General features: G+C 27.7%; 4 protein-coding genes. All 4 read left to right on the top strand.

The genetic code is table 11. The features are described 5' to 3' along the window. The first annotated feature begins 266 nt into the window (after nucleotides 1-266). A complete protein-coding gene (locus tag Q0F58_RS18240) occupies nucleotides 267-809 on the top strand; it encodes an NADAR family protein (protein WP_294379303.1) in 543 nt (180 codons plus the stop codon). Nucleotides 810-983: 174 nt separating this feature from the next. Then, nucleotides 984-1,820: a mechanosensitive ion channel family protein gene (locus tag Q0F58_RS18235; RefSeq protein ID WP_294379301.1), complete on the top strand. Its 837-nt coding sequence runs from the start codon at nucleotides 984-986 to the stop codon at nucleotides 1,818-1,820. Between the two features lie 309 nt (nucleotides 1,821-2,129). After that, nucleotides 2,130-2,354, top strand: coding sequence for a ferrous iron transport protein A (locus Q0F58_RS18230; protein ID WP_294379299.1), 225 nt, complete (start codon nucleotides 2,130-2,132; stop codon nucleotides 2,352-2,354). Between the two features lie 21 nt (nucleotides 2,355-2,375). Next, nucleotides 2,376-3,474 (top strand): ferrous iron transporter B (locus tag Q0F58_RS18225; protein ID WP_294379297.1); only part of this gene is annotated, 1,099 nt, incomplete at its 3' end.

Genomic DNA, 3,474 nt, shown 5'->3' with positions numbered 1-3,474 from the left:
TTAGTCTAGAGTCTACTATTTCCAAATTAGGACTAGTAGCTTAAATTTTTCCTATTTACTGCACAAGTCTAGTTATTAATATAATTTTAGAAATTTGATTTATGAATGTCAATTAAGAAAGATGTACATTTTTCTAATTATCTGTTAATGAGATAAAATGTGTTTATATTTTCCATAAGTTGAAGTAGAATATATTGTAAGGATGAATTAAGAGTAAAATGTTATTTGATATGGAAATAAAAAAATATGTTCTAGGAGGGAGAATTATGTATTGTGTTGAAGAGGTGCAGAGTCTCTATAAAAAAGGTGAGCCTCTGGAATTTATATTTTTTTCTGGACATCAAAAATTAGCTAATGGAAATGTGGGAAAATCATGTCTAAGTCAATGGTACAGTTCTCCATTTGAAATGAATAATATAAAGTATTCATGTGCAGAACAATATATGATGGCAGAAAAGGCAAGAATTTTTGGTGATGATAAAGCCTTAGAAGAAATATTTAATGCATATCATCCTAATCAGATGAAACTTATAGGAAAACGTATAAAAAATTTTAATGAAGAAGTATGGATGAAAGAAAAGATAACTGTTGTTAAAATTGGAAACATGGCGAAATTTTCACAGAATCCTAAATTAAAAAAATACCTCTTAAGTACAAAATCAAAAATACTTGTTAAGACTAATGCTTATGACCAGATATGGAGTATAGGTCTTGGAAAGGACGATGTCTGTATAAAAAATCCTTTAAAATGGATAGGACAAAATCTTTTAGGATTTATATTGATGGATATAAGAGACGTGTTGTCATAAAATTCAAGTGCATGAAAAAATTTCGATGGACTAAATAAGAGATTTCTTATTATAATATGTATGCAATTGAATTTTGTTTTATATATAAAAATTTTAAAGGAATTATGATTTTAAAAAGTAATAACAGATTTATTGATTGCAGAATATATAAAAGTAAATTGGAGGTATATTTTAATGAAAGTATATGAGCAGGCCTTAGAAAAATTTTATGAATGGCTGTATACTCATGGAACAAAAATAGTTATAGGGCTTTTAATCATATGGATAGGATTCAAAATCATTGAAAAAATTATAGGTACATTTAATAAAATATTAGAAAAACGAAATATTGATGTTACATTAGCTTCGTTTTTAGATGGATTTATAAAAATAAGTCTTAAATTGCTGCTTATAATTATGATAATGAATTATGTTGGAATTTCAACAAGTGGAATAATAACTCTTATTGGTTCAGCAGGTATAGCAGTTGGTCTTGCACTTAAAGAAAGTTTAGCTAACTTTGCAGGAGGTGTTATAATTCTGTTTATAAGGCCATATAATGTTGGAGACTATATAGAAGGAGCAGGTGAGACTGGAACAATAGATAAAATAGGAATATTTTATACACATATGTCTACTTTAGACAATAAACAAGTTCTGATTCCTAATGGAGTTCTTGCTAATGGAATTGTAACAAATTATACAGCACAGAAAATGAGAAGGATTGATCACATTATTTCAATCAGCTATGATCAGAATATAAAAAGTGCTAAAAATGTTATTTATAGTGTGATAAATAAAGATGAGTTGATTCTTCATGATCCAGAACCATTTGTTGCAGTCAATGAACTTGGAGAAAGCTCTGTGAATTTAATAGTAAAGGTATGGACAAAGACAGAAAATTACTGGACTGTATATTATAATTTGTTAGAAAATATAAAAACAAGATTTGATGAAGAAAATATATCAATACCATATCCACAAATGGATATTCATCTAAATCATATTTCAGAAAAAGAAAAAAGTTTTTAAAGTATTTAGATTAATTTGAGAAGATACATTTAAAATGTAAAAATACATAACCACATGTGTTAGATTATTATTAAAATATGACACATGTGGTTTTTTATTAAAATATTGTTTGATTTTAATATTTTAAGATGGGCTAAAAATGAATTATACATTGGAAATTACATGAGAGCATATATAGGGAAAACCTGAAATATCTTGATAATGATATTATAAATTAAATGAAATAAACTTTCATTTACAATTGGGACATTTTATTGTATTATATAAATATAATATAAATAAATCACTTTTAATAGGAGGCACAAGTATATGAGCATTTTGAATTTAAATCCAGGACAAAAAGGGATTATATCAGAAATTAATGGAAATTCTAAATTAACAAAAAGACTTTCTGCTTTAGGATGCATTGAAGGTACTTCTATAGAATTTAAGAGAAAAGCACCTTTAGGAGATCCACTAATAATAAATTTCAGAGGGTTTGATCTTGCCATAAGAAAAAAGGATGCACAATGCATAATTCTTGAAAATATATAGACAATGAAGAGGTAGTTTTTAATGATAAATGTTGCTTTATTAGGAAATCCTAATGTAGGAAAGACAACTCTGTATAATGCATTAACAGGTTCTAATCAATATGTTGGAAACTGGCCCGGAGTTACAGTAGATAAAAAGGAAGGTTATTTTGATAATGTAAAAATTACAGATCTTCCTGGAATATATGCGATGGATACATTTTCAAATGAAGAAAAGGTATCAAAAAAATATCTTGAAGAAGAAAAAGTTGATGTGATATTAAATATTGTTGATGCATCAAATTTAAATAGAAATCTTTATCTTACAACACAATTAAAGCAGTTTAATAAGCCTATAATACTTGCACTTAATATGATTGATATATGTGAAGCAAAAGGAATAACAGTTGATTATAAACTTCTTGAAAAAAAGTTTGGAGTTGAAGTCATTCCATTAAGTGCTGGAAAAGCAAAAGGTATAGAAGAAATAAGGAAAAGACTTGAAAAGGGAAATTTCAATAATGCTTATGATAGTGAAAAATTTAATTTTAAAAGTGAAAAAGAAGCATATGATTTTATAGAATCTGTTTTAAACAAATGTTTAATAGAAAATGAAAAAAAAGAAGAAACTTTCACAGAAAAGTTGGATAAGTTTGTGCTTCATCCATTTTTTGCATACCCAATTTTTCTTGCAATTATGGTATTGATGTTTGAACTTACATTTTCTTGGATTGGACAGCCGTTATCAGATATACTTGATGGGATTTTGAATGATTCGATAATTCCATGGATGTATGGTATTTTGTCAAATGCATCACCATGGTTTACTTCTCTTATTGTAGATGGAATTATTTCTGGAGTAGGAGGAATAGTAGTTCTGCTTCCAATTATTCTTGTTCTGTTTATTTGTATAACAATTTTAGAGGATAGTGGGTATATGTCCAGAGTCGCATTTATGATGGATAGGCTCATGAGGAAGATGGGGCTTTCAGGAAAAGCATTTATCCCAATGATAGTAGGGTTTGGGTGTACGGTTCCTGCAATAATGACTGCAAGAACTCTTGAAAGTGAAAAAGATAGAAAACTTACAGCATTACTTGTTCCGTTTATGTCATGTAATGCTAGGCTTCCAGTATATACAG

It is taken from the genome of uncultured Clostridium sp. (assembly GCF_934754915.1).
GTDB lineage: Bacteria > Bacillota > Clostridia > Clostridiales > Clostridiaceae > Clostridium.
Note: the sequence above shows the minus strand (reverse complement) of the source record. Positions and strands in the feature narration are given on the sequence as shown.

Excerpts from the sequence above, each read along its gene's own strand:
- Q0F58_RS18240 (WP_294379303.1), top strand. The coding sequence starts at position 267 with ATGTATTGTGTTGAAGAGGTGCAGAGTCTCTATAAAAAAGGTGAGCCT.
- Q0F58_RS18235 (WP_294379301.1), top strand. The coding sequence starts at position 984 with ATGAAAGTATATGAGCAGGCCTTAGAAAAATTTTATGAATGGCTGTAT.
- Q0F58_RS18230 (WP_294379299.1), top strand. The coding sequence starts at position 2,130 with ATGAGCATTTTGAATTTAAATCCAGGACAAAAAGGGATTATATCAGAA.